This is a genomic window from Citrobacter sp. RHBSTW-00570 (genome assembly GCF_013739755.1).
Classification (GTDB): domain Bacteria; phylum Pseudomonadota; class Gammaproteobacteria; order Enterobacterales; family Enterobacteriaceae; genus Citrobacter; species Citrobacter braakii.
This window is the reverse complement of sequence record NZ_CP056399.1, coordinates 3,934,564-3,950,310: the sequence shown is the minus strand read 5'-3', so window position 1 is coordinate 3,950,310 and position 15,747 is coordinate 3,934,564. Positions and strand designations below refer to the sequence as shown.

Genomic DNA, 15,747 nt, shown 5'->3' with positions numbered 1-15,747 from the left:
TAAGCATTAAGTCTGATCCGATATGTCATGGTTAGATATCGAACCTATACTGTAACTATCTTTATACAATGCAGTGATCAGCTCGGCACAGATGAAATTTTAGTCATTTGCACTCAACGTCACGGTAATTAAGAGTCAGGTAGTATGAACAGTATAATTAATGAACAGGTTGAGTATGATTCCACCAGAAAAAGCCTGAAACATCGCGATACGACAATAATTCTTTCGGCGTCTACCGCGAGACTACTTGAGCTATTCATTGCCCATAAAAATCAACAAGTCCACCGCGAGTTTATCATTGAAGAAGTCTGGAAAAAGCATGGCATGGCCCCATCGGGTCATAGTCTTAATAAAAGCATCAGTATTTTGCGAAAAGCATTTAGTGAGCTGGGGGCGGGTAATCCCATTGAAACGCTGCCTCGGCAGGGATTTTTGTTCCATGCTTCGATCAGCGATGAATCGTCATCTTCCTCTGAAGATGAAACTGTGCGTTCGGTAACTGAGACGGTGAACTCATCCGTAAGACCAAAACGTAAAAACATTATTCTGTTCATTTTATTATTTGCATTTCTTGGAAGCGCTATTTTTATATTTTTAGCACTTAATTCAAGTTCCAAAAATTTTATCTATATCAGGGCAATAGATGATTGTGAACTTTATACTGCCGATGACAATAATGCTGATAAAACGAAAGCATTTTTATCTTCTGATATGTGGCGAAAAGTAAATGCGGCTTGTCATGATGGCAAGAAAACAATTGTTTTTTATGACGATAATAATTTATCAGCCGGCAATGATCTTAGAGTGAATTTGCTTGGGATTTGTACGTTAGAGAAAGGAGGGGTTGTCCGTGAATGTGAAAATTTTGTTTATTAGTGGGGCAATCTTTCTTGCAGCGATAACAGCATATTTTTTATATCGCCATCAAGAACCTGAGACGCTGACCTGCTCGGCAAAAACTTACCTGCATCTGGAGGCGCAAACTCAGGGGGTAAAAATTGAAGGTGAAGTTCTGCTGGTTTTTCGTATTTCTTCTGCTACCGAAGGGCGGGTATCTCAGATAGGAAGCCTCAATATTCAGGGTAAAAATTATGCTGTAGATCGTAATGTTATCCTGAATTTTATTGGTAAAGATCGTGATGGTTACCTGCAGACCCGTCGTGTAGCTATTGTTAAAAATAAAAATGATAATGTTCCTGATGACGTTACCGAACAACTCATGTCACGACAGGAAATTTTTTATTATAAGATCATCCATATCGCCAAAAATGTCTATGCGATCAGAGATCTGCGACGTACGTTAATGGTTTGTCGGGCAGCATGAGTAACAATAATATGTTATCCTTATGGTTTTAGTAGTTTTATATTTTGTCGTTTTTAGTATTCGTGGTTTTTTGTTTTGTCTTGCAGTGAAAATGAGCAATAGGATTTGTATTGATGAAGAATTAGGATTTTTCCTTTTTCAATAATTAAAATGGCCTTAACATTTAATGGTAATATTCATATGGATAATCGTGATTATAAAATCTGAAACTGCGTGAGATGACTTATGGATAAAGTTAATTCGCGGACTGCATTGTAATTTCTGGAGGCTAAAGGTGTTGTATATTCTCTCGTGTATAAAACGAGGGACCTGCCATGCCATAAATTTAAGTTGGTGGTAACTATGAATACGAAAAAGGTTTTTCTGCTCAGTTATGATATTTTTCTTTTCTCAGGGATAAAAGCGTGGTTGCCAAATCTGGTGTTGGTCGATGCGCGGGCATTTATTTCTGGTTCACAGTCAATTATTCCACGGTATCCATCCTGTTTACTGGTGATCGATAACCGGTTACCATTATTCCAGGTCAGGAAGTGGTTTCAGAGAAATAGCACGCAGTTTATCAATATAAACTGTATTGTTCTTCGGATGAATGAAAATCGTTCTATTAATCGGGGGTATGAGGAGTATGCATTCATTAATGGACGGGAACTATCGGATCAGCTGATTTCTCAGTTGAGAGCCAATCTAATGGCTCCCAATGAGGTTGTGGAAGTCACTAAAGGTTCAGCGATATTTACTTTTCATTTGACTGAGTTTGAAGAGAAAATGCTGTATGCATCTTTCACAAAGGAAAAATTGCACGATTTTTGTCATGCTAACTCGATAACAATTAAGTCAGTGTATCGATATCGGGAACGAATTACCGCTCGTCTGGGATTTTCTCATTTTAATGAAACTATCATTTTTTTAACCAGGAATAATCTATTGCATGAAGGTTCCTCGACGAACAGTTATTCTGGTAAGAATGTAATATACGGCGAAGCATATGATGTCTCAGATTCTAGTCGACTGAGTATGGCAATAAGGAATGAAGAGATCATTCCTTATTTTCAACCCATCGTAAATATCAACGAAGATGTCTGTGGTGTTGAGGTTTTGGCTCGTTGGCCACAGGGGGATAATTATGCTATTTCTCAGCGTGAGTTTATACCGCTGGCTGAAAAAAGTGGTTTAATGAATGAGTTAACGAGCTATTTAATGAACACCGTCGCGCGTAATCTGGTCGACGGAAGCGAGGATTTCAATAAAACTTTATTCGTCTCCTTTAATGTGAGTCCATCAGGTTTAAGTAACCCCGTCTTTTATTGGGAGTGTCTTAATTTTATGGAAATAACGCAAAGGCTACCGATAAAATTGATGATTGAAATAACTGAAAACCAGACTCTCACTATTACTCCTGCAATCAAAGAGCTGATACGATCGTTGCGAAACAGAGGGGTTCTGTTTGCTTTAGATGATTTTGGGACGGGATACGCTAACCTTTGCTATCTCAATGAGTTAGACCTGGATGTTATAAAAATTGATAAAACGTTTATCAAAGCTATTAAAGAAGTTGAGCAACATATCCCTATGCTCGAGTCAATCATTCACCTTTCCGAACTCCTGGGGTTACGCATGGTGGCGGAAGGCGTTGAATATGGCTATCAGCAGCAATGGTTGGGGAAAAATAATGTTGATTACCTGCAGGGTTATCAATTTTTACCGCCAGTGACGTTTGATGATTTTATGCGTTACTACAAGCAGTCTGTAAATTTTTTTGAATCAGCGTCGGATTCTACTTTCTCAACGTAAAGCCTTTCGGGAACATCAGGGGCGGATGCCTCTGATGCAGGTATTTTTGTCGAGGTGAGTACGATAACTCCCGCCTGTCTGGTGAAGGCGATAGCCTGTTGTGAGTGAGGCATCGTTTGTTTATGTATCTAATACGGGGTATTTATAGCGGTATCAGCGTTAATTAAACCGATGCCGAGGTGAGTTCCTGGCCATGCGTCATTTCCTGACAAAATTAAGAGTCTGGTTTCCGCCGCCTCTTATCTTAGTACTTTTTCTCGTTGCGGATGTGCTGACGGCGAGTCCGCGTTTCACATTCGGCGAGGTGAATATCGTGATATGCGCATTGCTGGCCGGCGTCAGTCTGTTGGTGATATTGCATACCGCGTGGCAGATGCGGATGAAACGTACGACCCTGAATCCGCTGCATGCACATAAATCGACCACGCTTGTTACCGACGGATGTTATGCCTGGAGCCGCAACCCGATCTACCTTGGTATGAGTGGACTCCAGTTGGCCTTTGCTCTTTGCATCGGTAGCCTGACTGGAGTACTGGCTGTACCGGTGTTTATGCTGGTGGTTGCCAGATTACATATTGATTTTGAAGAGGAACAACTGCGAAAACATTTCGGGCTGGAGTGGGAGCGCTATGAACAACACGTTCGCCGCTGGTTATAGTAATACCCGACCGCGTATAAGCATGCCTGTAACGACACGATTCGTGCGTAATTGAAACCGGATGATGCAAAAATAGGCGTTTGATTCGCAAGGCCATTGACGCATCGCCCGGTTAGTTTTAACCTTCTACCCCGTGCTCACATTCGTGGACATGTCCTTTTCAGGGCCGATATAGCTCAGTTGGTAGAGCAGCGCATTCGTAATGCGAAGGTCGTAGGTTCGACTCCTATTATCGGCACCATTCAATCAAGCAGTTACAACTCCACATCTTCAATGTAATCCCCTTCTTTTTGTCTCGCGCACTGGTTTAGCACTCTATAGCTTCTCATTTCCTTTCCGCTCTTCGAACACGTCCATTGCAGCACCACACTGCCGTTTATAGATAAGCTTGGTGCTAACCAGGGGTTGGGTACAGCCATGCTGCTTTTGTGCGAACGAATAAAGACCCCCCGAATAAACAGGGGAGCCAGGAAGCGTAACGCACGCGCAGGGCTATTTCTGCCGAGACTCAAGCCAGACCAGCGCCAGCGTGGAGAGCGTGCACATCAGCAGAATGCCGACAAACCAAAACAGATACCACATCGTACAGTCCTCCCTAATAAAGTTCGTGGTTGTGGCGGCGGATTGTTTCTACGTTGATTCGTCCCAGCATCTTGTAATAACTCCACAAGGTATAAGGCAAAACTATCGGTAGGAAAATCAGCACGATAACCAGCATGATACTGAGCGTCGTCTGGCTGGAGGTACTGTCCCACACCGTCAGGCTAGAGAGTGGATACGCGCTGGATGGCATCACAAATGGAAACAGGGTGATTCCAGCGGTGAAGATCACACAGGTCTGGGTCAATGAAGCAAACAGAAATCCCCACACGGCCCGACGTTGCCCGCAGGCATAGATCGCGAGCATTGGAAAAATCATGCCCAACAGCGGAATAACCAACAGTAGTGGTGAATTTTCAAAGTGCGCCATCCACGCGCCCGGTGCGGTTGTTACTGCCTTTAATAGCGGGTTGGACGGACCATTAGGATCCTGGCTAAGCAGCACATAGCCATCGATCCCCGTCCACAGCCAGTACCCGGCTAACAGGAAGCAGAGCACCACTAACATCGCGCTGCGGCGGGTGGCAGACAGCGCGCGCAGGTGAAGAAGGCCGTCGGTTTTCAACTGGAGCCAAACGCCCCCCTGCATAATGACCAACATCAGGCTTAATGCGCCGCACAATAGGGCAAAAGGAGAGAGCAATTCCCAGAAAGTGCCCAGGTATTGCACATGTAATTGTGGTGTGAACACAAAAGGCACCCCCAGGAACAGATTGCCGAAGGCGACGCCGAAGATAACCGGTGGCACCAGGCTGCCGATAACCAACCCGGTGTCCCACATGGCGCGCCAGCGTGCATTCGCTATTTTACCGCGATAATCAAAGGCCAATGGACGAAAGAAAAGGGCGCACAGCACCAGAATCATCGCCACATAAAACCCCGAAAATGCGGCAGCATAGACGCGCGGCCAGGCTGCGAATAATGCACCGCCCGCCAGAATGAGCCACACCTGGTTACCTTCCCAGTGCGCCCCTACGCTATTGATTAACACCCGACGTTCATCATCGTTGCGCGCGATCAGCGGTAACAGGCAGCCGACCCCCATATCAAACCCGTCAGTGACCATAAAGGCCACCAGAATAATGCCAATCAGCAGCCACCAAATGAGCCGCAACGTTTCATAATCCAACATGATGCTCTCCTTTATTCCTGTTGTTGTGCCGGTTGTTGACGTTGCATCGCATCTGGACCAAGACGCGCGTATTTTTGCATCAGGTAGACTTCGGCAATTAAAAACAGGGTGTAAAGCGTGAGGATTAGCCCCATGGAGAAGGCCAGTTGGCCCACGCTCAGCGCAGAGTGGGCGTACCAGGTCGGCAAAATATCCTGAATCGCCCACGGCTGACGGCCAAACTCCGTCATAAACCAGCCTGCTTCAATGGCAATCCACGGTAGCGGCAGGCTCCACAGCGTTATGTGCAGTACCCAGCGATGCTGGTCGATACGCCAGCGTAAGGTCTGTATCAGCGCAATCGCCATCACCAGCAGCAAAAGGGAACCGCACCCAATCATGATGCGAAAGCTCCAGAACACGGGGGCGACTTGCGGAATAGCGCCGCGTTGTGCGGCCTGATATTGCGCTGGCGTGACATGGTTCATGTCAGGGGCGTAGTTTGCTAACAGGATGCCGTAACCCAGATCTTTTTCCACGGCGTGAAAAGCGTGCAGTAGCTGAGGCGTGCGGTTACCTTTGGCGATTTCCTGCATCAGCAACCATGCTTCCCGGCCCCGCTGCAGGCGGGGTAGCGCGTCTGCCATCAGGTTCTTCAGCCCCGGAACTGGCGTATCTAAAGAGTGAGTCGCCAGGATACCCAGCAGGGCCGGTATCTTCACGGAAAAGGCGTTACGCTCTTGCTCCTGCTGCGGCCAGGCTATCACATGAAAGGGCGCAGGTGCTGGTTCGGTTTGCCATTCCCCTTCCATTGCCGCCAGTTTTACCGGCTGGCGTTGGGCGACCTCATAGGCTGAGCTATCTCCCAGTTGCAGAGTGCCGAGGATAGCCAGTGTGCCAAAGACGGAACCTACCGCGAAGGAGCGCAGGGCGAACTCGCGAGCGCGACCACGCAGCAGATACCAGGCGCTGATGGACATCACAAACATGGCGCCTGTGACATAACCGGACATCACGGTATGCACAAATTTCACCTGGCTGATGGGGTTAAAAACCAGCTCGCTAAAGCTGCTCATCTCCATGCGCAGGGTATCAATATTAAAGTGAGCGCCCGTTGGATATTGCATCCAGCCGTTGGCGTTGAGGATCCACAGGGCAGAGATATTGGAGCCAAACGCTACCAGCCAGGTCACCAGTAAATGCTGGTACTTGTTTAAGCGCTGCCAGCCGAAGAAGAACAGCCCCACGAATGTGGATTCAAGAAAGAAAGCCATCAAGGCTTCCATCGCCAGCGGAGCACCGAAAATATCGCCCACATAGTTGGAATAGAGCGACCAGTTAGTCCCGAACTGAAACTCCATGGTCAGGCCGGTCGCCACACCGAGCGCAAAGTTAATACCGAATAACTTTCCCCAGAAACGCGTCATGTCGCGGTAGACTGTTTTGCCCGTCACCACGAACAGAGTTTCCATGATGGCCAGCAAAAAAATCAGCCCCAGCGTCAGGGGAACAAACAGAAAATGGTAGAGCGCGGTCAGCGCAAACTGCCAGCGCGATAAGTCAATGACGTCCCACATGCGAACTCCATCAGGCATTAGAGAGTGAATAGATAAGGAAGAAAACACCAGACCCGCAGCAGAAAAGTATGCGGGTCGGGAGAAGGGGATCAGGCTGGCGGGCCGGATGCCAGCCAGCTACAGACTTCATCCAGGCGCTGGAGCGAGTCGAGCAGATCCTCTGGAGCAGCCAGTACCAGTTCCGGTAATGGACAGATCTCATAACTCTCGAGCAGAAGTCCTTTCAGGGTATCCAGACAGCGCACATGCCAGACATGGCGCAGCGCCGTGGCGTCGATTTGGCTCTCGCCGTAGCCGATGGTACGGATCTGAATACTCCCTTCGCCACACAGGCGGGAGAGGAACTGGCGATCCGCATCACTAACCGGGAGTTGGGTGAGGTTAATGCTATGAGGTTGCGTGGCCGGATTGCGCACGTGCGCCAGCAGTTCCTGAGCCAGCGTCAGGCCATTCATCAACCCATCGACGGGCGGAGGCAACAGGCTATCGTCTGGCAGCGTAGTGATTGTTGCTGCCTGCCACAGCGCCCGTGGCGCGCTGCCTGCCTCCAGATGCTCCTCCCATTGACCCAAGTCATTCTGGCAACGCACCCGCCAGATTCCGCAGAAAATAGACTCCTGAATCTCACTCGCCCTGCCGTCAGCCTGCTGGATACGCACGGAAACTTCGCCTTCGCCGAGCAGCGTATTCAAAAACGTGAGGTCGTCTGCGTTGAGCGTGGATAAATCCCATCCCAGCACGTCCTGTTTTACGGGGATTTTCTGGCTAAGCTGGTGGCGCACGTCGGCTAGCAATGCCATCACCGCCGGGCTGTGCGGACAGTTTTCCAGCCTCGCCATGCTGGGGCTGCTGTTGACCTGGCAGGTGAGGGGCAAGGGATTCATGCTGAAGCTGTCATCGCCCGGCTGGGTTCCCGGTCCCAGCAGATGAAAAAAGGTATCACTCATCTTACAGGCTCCGGGGGATGCGTTCTTCAACGAGGGGGCGCATCAGGTTGAGCAGGTCGGCCCACGGGTGGATGCCGCTGAGAATGCCGCGCAGCTCGCCGTGGATAAATACCAGCGTGGCCGGGAAGCGGAATACGCCAAAACGATCGCCGATATCCTCGCTGTGCTCGAGATCCGCCATAGCGATTTGCCAGTCAAACTGGGGAAACTCGCGGAGCAACTCGGCAATCATTACCGGGTTATCGCTGACTTCTGGCGTGCGGCGGGGATCGCTACTGAGCAGCACCACGCCATCACGCACACGCGTTACCCAGTCATCCAGTTCAGATGCGGTCAGCGGTTGCCAGCCGCGCGCCAGCATGCGTTGCCATAGCGCAGAAAATGGTTTGTCATTCAACATGTTGCTTATCTCTCCAGCGTTACACGATACTGGCGAATACGCACGCCTTCATAGTTTTCCAGCGACAGGCATTCATAGTTCAGGCAACGCGTTTCATCGATTGTCTGTGGCGCGATGCCCCACGCGGCCAGTTGCCTTAGCGCGGCTTGTTCTGCCGCCGGGAGCTGAGCGCGCGCGATGTCGGTCAGGCTGCCGCCATAGTCGTCCAGCTGCACCGGCTGTAGTCCTACGAGGGCGATGTGGGCGGGCAGATGACCGCGAATCTCCGCCAGAGCAAGCACTTCGGAGAAGCTGTTCTGATGCAGACTCATTTTTTTGGCGCTGAGGTAACTGGGGACTTGTTCACCGGCGTAGGATTGCAAAGTGCCTGGCGTGAGTCCGTAGTCGATGGCGTCCAGCAGCAACAAATGGCTGGCCTGCTCAACGTAGCCCAGCAGATTCAGCCCTTGCGTGCCGCCGTCGACAATCTCTACCCATTCCGGCCAGTGATAGTGGGCGTACAGGCGCTCGGCGACGCGAATGCCAAATCCTTCGTCTGCCCACAGCAGGTTGCCTAAGCCCATCACGATGACGTTAGGTTCGCTCATGACGCCTCCTTATCGTGCTGGCGTTTGGCAAATTTGTGGCTACGATAGCCGTTGATCATGGTTGAGATGACGGTATCGTCAGACATGATGTCCTCGCGGATAGCCATATACACATGACCGATGATGAAGGCGGCGATGAACCACATCCCCAACCGATGCCAGCTGTGGATATCGAGAGAGTTACCGCCGGTCCAGTAGAAAAACTCCGTCACATAGCGGAAGGGGGTAAAAATGGCGTACTGGCTATGCTCGCTGTATAAGGCAAAACCGGTGAGGATCATAAAAACTGAGAGCAGGAAATAACCGAACATCGCCGCCTGCGCGACGGGGTTATGGCCGATATCCTCTCCCGGTTTTTTTTCCAGAAACAGATACCAGCGCACCACCGAAAAGGCACCCTGCCACCAACTGCGACGCCAGACAGGCACGATAAACAGCTCGCGTGAATAGCGATTGCCGACGAAGGCCCAGTAAATGCGACCCAACAGTATCACCGTAAACACCATGGCTGCGGCGAAATGTACTAACCGGATGTCGCCCATGTAGAACAGGTAAGTGGCCTCGCCGTTGACCGACGGCAGTGGTCGGCCAATGAAGTATCCGGTTACCATCAAAACCAACATGCAGCCCACTGTCAGCCAGTGCCACAAGCGTACGGGCGCTTCAAACACATAGTGGCTGACGGCGGTATCACGCGCCTCCCCGACGCGTGGGGATATCTTTCCAGTCATCGTTCCGTTCCTTAACGCTTAGCGAACCTGGACTGCGATAAGTTCGCTGCCGTCGTCGCCGAGGACGTGGGTTGAACATGCCAGGCAGGGGTCGAAGCTGTGCAAGGTGCGCAGGATCTCCAGTGGTTGATCCGGTATAGCCATTTGGGTGCCCATCAACGCCGCCTCGTAGGCGCCAATTTGCCCCTTCGGATCGCGCGGGCTGGCATTCCAGGTGGTCGGCACTACGCACTGATACACGTCGATCTTCTGGTCGCGAATCGACGCCCAGTGACCGAGTGCTCCGCGCGGCGCCTCGGTAAAACCGATCCCACGGCACTGTTGCGGCCAGCTTGCAGGCTCCCATTTTTCGGTATTCGCCGTAGCCAGATTGCCGTTTTTCAGATTGGTCATCAGCTTGTCGAAGAAATATTGCAGCTTGCTCACGGCCCACTGCGCCTCGTGCGCGCGGCATAAAATACGCCCCAGCGTCGACTGCATACCCGACAGTGGCAGTTTGAGTGCGGACATCATGCGATCGACGGATTCAATCGTGGCGGCATCCCCTTTGTGATAGGCAATCAGCGTACGCGCCAACGGTCCAACTTCCATGGCGTGTCCGCGCCAGCGCGGGGCTTTAATCCACGAGTAGCGTTCCTGTTCGTTGAGCTGCTGGATATCGGTATCGCTGCCTTTGACATCGCCGGGGTTGTACCAGGGTTCAGTAATCCCCTCGAACGGGTGACGACCTAATTGATCGTCCGGATAACGGTACCAGGCATGATCGACAAACTCCTGAATTTGCTGCTGATCGGCCAGATCCACCGGCATGACGTTATTAAAATCACCGTTAATGACCGCACCGCCAGGCATCAACAGGCTCTTCGCGCTGAAGTCGTTGGCGATATCCGGGAACGCGCCGTAGCTTAAGACGCACTTATCAGACAGCCCGGTGCCAATCTGGCTCCAGGGTTTGTTGAACTGGCCGATAGCCAGCGCGTCAGGAACCATGACGTTGTTGATGAAGTCGGCGGTGCGAGTGATGATCGACTGTACCAGGTTAAGACGTTCCATATCGACCGCGCCAACCGCGCCGCTCTGATCGATATTGATAGCGCATGGCATGCCGCCGACAATCCAGTTAGGATGCGGATTCTTGCCGCCAAACACCGTATGGATTTTGATAATCTCGCGCTGAAAATCGAGCGCTTCCAGATAATGGGCAAAGCCCATCAGGTTAGCCTCTGGCGACAGTTTGTACTGCGGATGTCCCCAATAACCGTTGCGGAAAATCCCCAACTGACCGCCATCGACAAATTTCTTCAGGCGGTTTTGTACGTCAAAGAAGTAGCCCGGGGAGGACATCGGCCAGGCAGAAAGGCTTTGTGCCAACTGTGATGTTGCGCGCGGGTCGGCTTTAAGGGCATTCAGAACGTCAATCCAGTCCATTCCGGCTAGCTGGTAAAAGTGGACCAGGTGGTCGTGGCACCACAGCGTCGCCAGCATAATATTGCGAATGATGTTGGCGTTGTCGGGCACCATGATGCCAATGGCATCTTCAATGGCATAGACCGATGCGAGCGCATGTACGCCAGTGCACACCCCGCAAATTCGTTCGACAAACGCCCAGGCATCGCGCGGGTCGCGCCCTTGCAGAATAATTTCCAGTCCACGGAACATGGTGCCGCAGGACACCGCGTTGGTGATGATGTTCTGCTCATCAATGTTCACCTCACAACGCATATGCCCTTCAATGCGCGTAATGGGGTCGACAACCAGGCGCCGGCCGGCATTATTGACCGTATATCCCTGGGTTTGATACGAATTGCTCATGCCTGTTTATCCTCATTGTCTGGCGACTGTTGTCCGGCGTCGGCTAATTGCTGTTTGTGGCGGTTATGTTGATTGACGGCGCTGGCGACTGCGTGGACACCGACGCTGGCGGCCACCACGCCAAGCGCGGTGAGGCCCACGGTATCGGCGGTTGAATGCGTCCCCATCTGCGGGATATCGACCACGCGGCTGTAGAACGAACCGCGATCCCAGAAGCCGTTCTCTGAACATCCCAGACACCCATGACCGGACTGGATGGGGAAAGAAACGCCGCCATTCCAGCGGGTGGTGGAGCAGGCGTTATAAGTGGTAGGCCCTTTGCAGCCCATTTTGTACAGGCAATAGCCTTTTCGGGCAGCGTCATCGTCCCAACTCTCAACGAACTCCCCGGCGTCAAAGTGGGCGCGGCGGTAGCATTTGTCGTGAATACGCTGACCATAGAACATCAGCGGACGCCCCAAACGATCGAGTTCAGGCAGACGATCAAACGTCACCATATAGGTAATGATGGCGCTCATGACATCCGGAATCGGCGGGCAGCCGGGCACTTTCACGATTGGTTTATCGGTGATCACCTTATCGATCGGCGTTGCCTGGGTTGGATTAGGCCGGGCGGCCTGCACGCAGCCCCAGGAGGCACAGGTTCCCCAGGCGATAATCGCGCTGGCGCCTGCCGCGGCTCTTTTTAGCTTTTCAATAAACGGTCGCCCGCCGCTGATGCAGAACATTCCTTGTTCACCCAGCGGAGGATTGCCCTCGACGGCCAGAATGTATCGGCCGTGGTAGCGGCTCAGAATGTCTTCAAATACCTCTTCGGCCTGCGTTCCGGCGGCGGCCATCAGGGTGTCGTCGTAATCAAGAGAAATCAGGGAGAGGATGACGTCTTTGGCGAGTGGGTGAGAGGAGCGGATAAATGATTCAGTGCAACAGGTGCATTCCAGCCCGTGGATCCAGACGACCGGGATCCGGGGTTTGTTTTCCAGCGCCCAGGCTATTCTGGGCGTCATTGCGGCTCCCAGCCCAAGCGATGTTGCTGCGAGGCTGCAATATTTGAGAAAACTGCGTCGACTCACCCCTTTGCGGCGCATCGCCTGATAAAAGGTCTCCTCGTTATTCGTATTCATAACACGCGTTTCTTCCCCCGTTGAGTTCTGGCCACGTCGCCAGCGATAATCTAAAAAAGCCTATCCGATCAGCGGGGAGAAACAATGTAAAGTGTAGGGTTATGTCCTATTGCGATATTTTCGTGCCCGTTACCTGTTTTTCACTGTCCGGGAATAAAAAAACGCACAGGGGAGACCGCCCTGTGCGTCGGGTTTATTGCGGAAGAACTTAAACCCCAAGGCGATCGCGTAAGCTGTAATATGCCGCCCCCATGGCGGTAAACGGAATGCGCAGGCTGCGCCCCCCCGGGAACGGGTAGTGCGGCAGTTTGGCGAAAGCGTCAAAGCGCTCGGCATCCCCGCGCAGCAGTTCAGAAATCAGACGTCCTGCCAGGTGGGTACAGGTCACGCCGTGGCCGCTGTAGCCCTGCATATAGTAAATGTTGGTATCAAGACGGCCGAACTGCGGCATGCGAGATAGCGTTAACAGGAAATTACCGGTCCAGCGGTAATCAATTTTTACCCCCTGCAATTGCGGGAAGGTTTTCAGCAGTTTCGGCATTACCAGACGTTCAATATCGTCTGGATCGCGGGCGCCGTAGACCACGCCGCCGCCGTACAACAGGCGGTTATCGCCGGTCAGACGGTAGTAATCCAGCAAATAGTTACAATCTTCTACACAGTAGTTTTTTGGAATCAGCGAGCGCGCCATCTCTGCAGACAACGGTTCGGTAGTTAACACCTGTGTGCCGCATGGCATGCTGCTTTTTGCCAGCGCAGGCTCCAGTTTGTCGCCGAGGTAGGCGTTGCCCGCGACGATCACAAAGCGGGCCGTAACCTGACCTTTTTCGGTGCTGACCACCGCCGGGCTGGTGTGCTGGATACGGGTGACCGGCGACTGTTCGAAGACGCGCCCGCCGTTCAGACGAATGGCGTTAGCTTCGCCAATCGCCAGGTTCAGCGGATGAATATGACCACCGCTGTGGTCGAGCAGCGCGCCGACATAACGATCGCTGCTGACTTCGCGACGAATTTCGCTGCTGTCTAACAGTTCAAGCTGCGTGTTGCCGTAGCGTTCCCAGTTCGACTTCTGCTCCTCCAGCGTTTCCATCTGCTTGTGGTTCAGCGCCACAAACAGTCCGCCGGGGCGATAGTCGCATTCGATCTGATAACGCTTGATACGTTCGCGGATGATATTACCGCCTTCAAACATCATGCTGCCAAGCATTTTGGCGGCGTCCGGGCCATAGGTGCGCTCGATGACGTCGATATCGCGACTGTAGGAGTTCACCAACTGACCGCCGTTACGTCCGCTGGCCCCGAAGCCGATACGCGCGGATTCCAGTAGCACTACGTCGTAACCCATCTCCGCTAAGTGCAGGGCGGAGGAGAGTCCGGTATATCCACCGCCCACGACGCAAACATCACAGCTAACCGACTCGCTAAGGGTGGGAAACGGTTCGTACTGATTGGCGCTTGCGGCGTAATAACTGCTGGTATGTTCAGTCATGATTAAGGCTCCAGGGAGATCCAAATGGTTTTCAGTTCGCTAAATTTTTCCAGCGCATGCAGGGACTTATCGCGCCCGTTGCCGCTTTGCTTATAACCGCCGAACGGCACAGTCATATCACCATCGTTGTAGTTATTAACGAAGACCGAACCGGCCTTCAGGCGACGACTCATGCGGTGGGCGCGCGACAGATCGCGGGTCCAGACCGCGGCCCCCAGGCCGTAGTCACTGTCGTTGGCCAGCGCCAGGGCTTCGGCTTCGCTGCTAAAACGGGTGACGACCAGCACCGGGCCGAAAATCTCATCGCGGCTGACGTGGGCTTGCGGGGCTGTATCGACAAAAATAGTCGGGCCGATAGCCGCTGGGTGTACGTGGCTGCGACCATCCAGCGCCAGCGTGCCTTGTGCTTCACCGTCGCGAATAAAACCGTGCACGGTGTCGGCATGCGCGTTGTCGATAAGCGTGCCCATCGTGGTTTCCGGATCCAGCGGGTTGCCCGGCTGCCAGTTTTTCGCCTGCTCTTTCAGCAGGGCGATGAACTCGTCGGCAATACTATCCTCCAGTAACAGACGCGTACCGGCGATACAGACCTGACCCTGGTTATAGAAGATGCCTGCTGCAGCATTGGCGGCGGCTTTCGGCAGATCCGGGCAGTCGGCAAAAACGATGTTGGCACTTTTACCACCGGCCTCCAGCCAGACGCGTTTCATATTGCTGTCGCCAGCGTCTTTGAGCAGTTGCTTGCCGGTGCGGGTCGAGCCGGTAAAGGTGATCACATCAACATCCGGATGCTGCGACAACGCCTGGCCCGCTTCGTGGCCATATCCGCTCACCACGCTGAGAACGCCATCTGGCAAACCGGCTTTTTTTGCCAACGCAGCAAGGCGAATGGCGGTCAGCGGTGATTTTTCTGAAGGTTTGAGGATCACGCTGTTGCCTGCAGCCAGTGCCGGGCCAAGTTTCCAGCAGGCCAGCAGCAGGGGAAAATTCCACGGCACGATGGCCGCAATGACGCCCACCGGCTCGCGCACAATCAGCGCCAGATCGCTCACCGAGGTGGTGGCCACTTCGCCATAGACTTTATCTATTGCTTCGGCGTACCAACGGATGGCGCGTGCCGCGCCTGGAATATCATCACGCAGGCTATGGCGAATCGGTTTACCGGTGTCGAGCGTTTCCAGTAGCGCCAGCTCCTCGTGATGCTGCTCCATTAAATCGGCGAACTTGTGCAGGACTGCCTTGCGCTCTGCGGGTGATGCTTGCGACCAGTCTCCGCGTTCAAACACGGTGCGGGCTGCGGTGACCGCTCGGTCTACATCTGCTTTTTTGCCGCGGGCGACTTTGGCGAGCGGACGTTGTCCTGCCGGATCCTGCGTAATAAAGGTTTCGTTATCGGCGGCTGCGCAATATTCGCCGTTAATAAATAAACGGGTCTCCGGCGAATAATGGCTGGCTTTTTCACGCCAATATTTAAGATTCTGAAAGTTCATAGCTACTCCTTTTATATCAATAAGATAAAGTTCGTTGCTGATCTTTTTCAGGCAAAATCAGGCTGCACGATGCCCCAGGGATGTACCCTGTTAATGCGCGTTATTT

The 15,747-nt window shown here is 52.3% G+C and carries 15 protein-coding genes and 1 tRNA gene; 5 read left to right on the top strand and 11 right to left on the bottom strand.

From position 1 onward, the window contains the following. Positions 1 to 144 precede the first annotated feature (144 nt). The 5 genes from HV237_RS18815 to HV237_RS18795 all read left to right on the top strand — a co-directional run bounded on the left by HV237_RS18815 (position 145) and on the right by HV237_RS18795 (position 4,014). Positions 145 to 876: a winged helix-turn-helix domain-containing protein gene (locus HV237_RS18815; RefSeq protein ID WP_019076099.1), complete on the top strand. Its 732-nt coding sequence runs from the start codon at positions 145 to 147 to the stop codon at positions 874 to 876. Further along, complete coding sequence (locus HV237_RS18810) at positions 851 to 1,324, top strand: hypothetical protein (protein WP_046276288.1); 474 nt, start codon at positions 851 to 853, stop codon at positions 1,322 to 1,324. The genes HV237_RS18815 and HV237_RS18810 overlap by 26 nt, the downstream gene beginning before the upstream one ends. Positions 1,325 to 1,666: 342 nt before the next feature. Further along, positions 1,667 to 3,115, top strand: a complete 1,449-nt coding sequence (locus tag HV237_RS18805; RefSeq protein ID WP_047357636.1) for an EAL domain-containing protein — start codon at positions 1,667 to 1,669, stop codon at positions 3,113 to 3,115. A gap of 193 nt (positions 3,116 to 3,308) precedes the next feature. Next, positions 3,309 to 3,773, top strand: a complete 465-nt coding sequence (locus tag HV237_RS18800; protein ID WP_047357637.1) for an isoprenylcysteine carboxylmethyltransferase family protein — start codon at positions 3,309 to 3,311, stop codon at positions 3,771 to 3,773. Between the two features lie 165 nt (positions 3,774 to 3,938). Beyond that, positions 3,939 to 4,014: transfer RNA gene (locus HV237_RS18795), tRNA-Thr, on the top strand. A 251-nt stretch (positions 4,015 to 4,265) separates the two neighbouring features. Here the strand turns inward: HV237_RS18795 and cbdX are convergent. The 11 genes from cbdX to puuC all read right to left on the bottom strand — a co-directional run bounded on the left by cbdX (position 4,266) and on the right by puuC (position 15,641). After that, complete coding sequence (cbdX, locus tag HV237_RS18790) at positions 4,266 to 4,355, bottom strand: cytochrome bd-II oxidase subunit CbdX (protein WP_016151902.1); 90 nt, start codon at positions 4,353 to 4,355, stop codon at positions 4,266 to 4,268. A gap of 13 nt (positions 4,356 to 4,368) precedes the next feature. Next, the gene (gene appB / locus HV237_RS18785) at positions 4,369 to 5,505 is read right to left on the bottom strand and encodes a cytochrome d ubiquinol oxidase subunit II (RefSeq protein ID WP_047357638.1); all 1,137 of its coding nucleotides are present in this window, start codon (positions 5,503 to 5,505) and stop codon (positions 4,369 to 4,371) included. An 11-nt stretch (positions 5,506 to 5,516) separates the two neighbouring features. Further along, positions 5,517 to 7,061, bottom strand: a complete 1,545-nt coding sequence (gene appC, locus HV237_RS18780) for a cytochrome bd-II oxidase subunit 1 (protein WP_047357639.1) — start codon at positions 7,059 to 7,061, stop codon at positions 5,517 to 5,519. A gap of 89 nt (positions 7,062 to 7,150) precedes the next feature. Further along, positions 7,151 to 8,008 carry a hydrogenase expression/formation protein gene (locus HV237_RS18775; protein ID WP_047357640.1) on the bottom strand — a complete coding sequence of 286 codons (858 nt, stop codon included), beginning with the start codon at positions 8,006 to 8,008 and terminating at the stop codon, positions 7,151 to 7,153. Between the two features lies 1 nt (position 8,009). Continuing rightward, positions 8,010 to 8,408: a hydrogenase-1 operon protein HyaE gene (gene hyaE / locus HV237_RS18770; protein WP_047357641.1), complete on the bottom strand. Its 399-nt coding sequence runs from the start codon at positions 8,406 to 8,408 to the stop codon at positions 8,010 to 8,012. Positions 8,409 to 8,413: 5 nt separating this feature from the next. Beyond that, positions 8,414 to 8,995 (bottom strand): hydrogenase 1 maturation protease, encoded by a 582-nt coding sequence (gene hyaD / locus HV237_RS18765; RefSeq protein ID WP_047357642.1) that lies wholly within the window; start codon positions 8,993 to 8,995, stop codon positions 8,414 to 8,416. Beyond that, positions 8,992 to 9,726, bottom strand: a complete 735-nt coding sequence (gene hyaC, locus HV237_RS18760) for a Ni/Fe-hydrogenase b-type cytochrome subunit (protein ID WP_016151908.1) — start codon at positions 9,724 to 9,726, stop codon at positions 8,992 to 8,994. The genes hyaD and hyaC overlap by 4 nt, the downstream gene beginning before the upstream one ends. Positions 9,727 to 9,744: 18 nt before the next feature. After that, complete coding sequence (gene hyaB, locus HV237_RS18755; protein WP_047357643.1) at positions 9,745 to 11,538, bottom strand: Ni/Fe-hydrogenase large subunit; 1,794 nt, start codon at positions 11,536 to 11,538, stop codon at positions 9,745 to 9,747. After that, the gene (hyaA, locus tag HV237_RS18750) at positions 11,535 to 12,662 is read right to left on the bottom strand and encodes a hydrogenase 1 small subunit (RefSeq protein ID WP_046276297.1); all 1,128 of its coding nucleotides are present in this window, start codon (positions 12,660 to 12,662) and stop codon (positions 11,535 to 11,537) included. The genes hyaB and hyaA overlap by 4 nt, the downstream gene beginning before the upstream one ends. A gap of 208 nt (positions 12,663 to 12,870) precedes the next feature. Further along, complete coding sequence (locus tag HV237_RS18745; protein WP_016155784.1) at positions 12,871 to 14,151, bottom strand: FAD-binding oxidoreductase; 1,281 nt, start codon at positions 14,149 to 14,151, stop codon at positions 12,871 to 12,873. 2 nt (positions 14,152 to 14,153) lie between these two features. Beyond that, on the bottom strand, positions 14,154 to 15,641 hold the full coding sequence (puuC, locus tag HV237_RS18740; protein ID WP_047357644.1) for an aldehyde dehydrogenase PuuC: 1,488 nt from the start codon (positions 15,639 to 15,641) through the stop codon (positions 14,154 to 14,156). Between the last annotated feature and the right edge of the window lie 106 nt (positions 15,642 to 15,747).